Below are 1110 nucleotides of genomic sequence, written 5' to 3'. Positions count from 1 at the left end.
CATCGTCTCGCTGGTCGACCCCGGCGAGGCCGGCGCGCAGTTGCTGCTGGTGGCCAGCGACGTGACCGAGCAGCGCGCCGCAGACGAGGCGCGGCTGGAAGCCGCCATTGCCCAGCGCGAGATGCTGGTCAAGGAAGTGCACCACCGCATCAAGAACAACCTGCAGGGTGTCGCCGGCCTGTTGCAGCAGAGCGCACAGCGCACGCCGGCCGCCGGCCCGGCGATTGCCGAAGCCGTCAGCCAGGTGCATGCGATTGCCCAGGTGCACGGGCTGCAGGTCGGCATGACCGGGCCGCTGCGGGTGCGCGGCGTGATGGAGGCCATCGCCCAGTCGGTGCAGCGCATGTTCGGGCGGCAGATCGAAGTGGAAGTGCAGGGCCCGGCACCGCATCGCTTCGCGCTGACCGAGGCCGATTCGATCCCGGTGGCGCTCACCGTCAATGAGTTGCTGACCAACGCCATCAAGCACAGCGAGGGCGGCGTGATCGTCTGCCGCATGATTTGCGGCGAGGCGGAGGTGAGCCTGTGCGTGTTGAATCCAGGCCGGCTGGCGCCGGACTTCAGCCTGGCGCAGATCCCTTCGGGCATTTCCGGCCTGGGCCTGGTGCGGGCCTTGTTGCCGCGCAAGGGCGCAACGATTTCGCTGACCCAGGAAGGCGAGGCCGTGGTGGCACGGTTGCGCCTGGTGCCGCCGGCAGTCGCCCTGCTGGAGCCGCTGTGAGCGTCCCGATTTTCCCCCACCATATTTGGTGACCTGGTTCGCAGCAGTTCAGCGAAAATCCCACGCATGGTCGATCCCCTCTCGATGAACAGCAAAGGCAAGGTCCTGGTGGTCGATGACGACCGCCTGGTCCTGGCCACCGTCACCCACGGGCTGTCGCGCGCGGGGTTCGACGTGATCGACGCCGACAACGGCGACGATGCGATCCTGCTGGCGCGTGAGCACCGGCCGGACCTGGCGCTGCTGGACATCCGCATGGAAGGCAAGTCGGGCTTCGACGTGGCCGACTACCTGCGCGAGTCGCTGTCCATGCCCTTCATGTTCCTCTCGGCCTTCGCCGATGCGGCCACGGTGGCCAAGGTCAAGGAACTCGGTGCCGTGGCCTACCT

The 1110-nt window shown here is 67.7% G+C and carries 2 protein-coding genes; both read left to right on the top strand.

Annotated elements, in window-relative coordinates; all coding sequences use genetic code 11:
- On the top strand, positions 1 to 721 hold a 721-nt coding region (locus tag FKP22_RS31285; RefSeq protein ID WP_141292051.1), incomplete at its 5' end, for a sensor histidine kinase.
- Positions 722 to 787: 66 nt separating this feature from the next.
- Positions 788 to 1110, top strand: a 323-nt coding sequence (locus tag FKP22_RS31280; protein WP_233447039.1) for a response regulator, incomplete at its 3' end; no start/stop codon positions are given.

Source organism: Ideonella azotifigens (genome assembly GCF_006519715.1).
Lineage (GTDB): Bacteria > Pseudomonadota > Gammaproteobacteria > Burkholderiales > Burkholderiaceae_C > Ideonella > Ideonella azotifigens.
The sequence above is the reverse complement of the archived record's forward strand: the minus strand, read 5'-3'. Positions and strand labels throughout refer to the sequence as shown.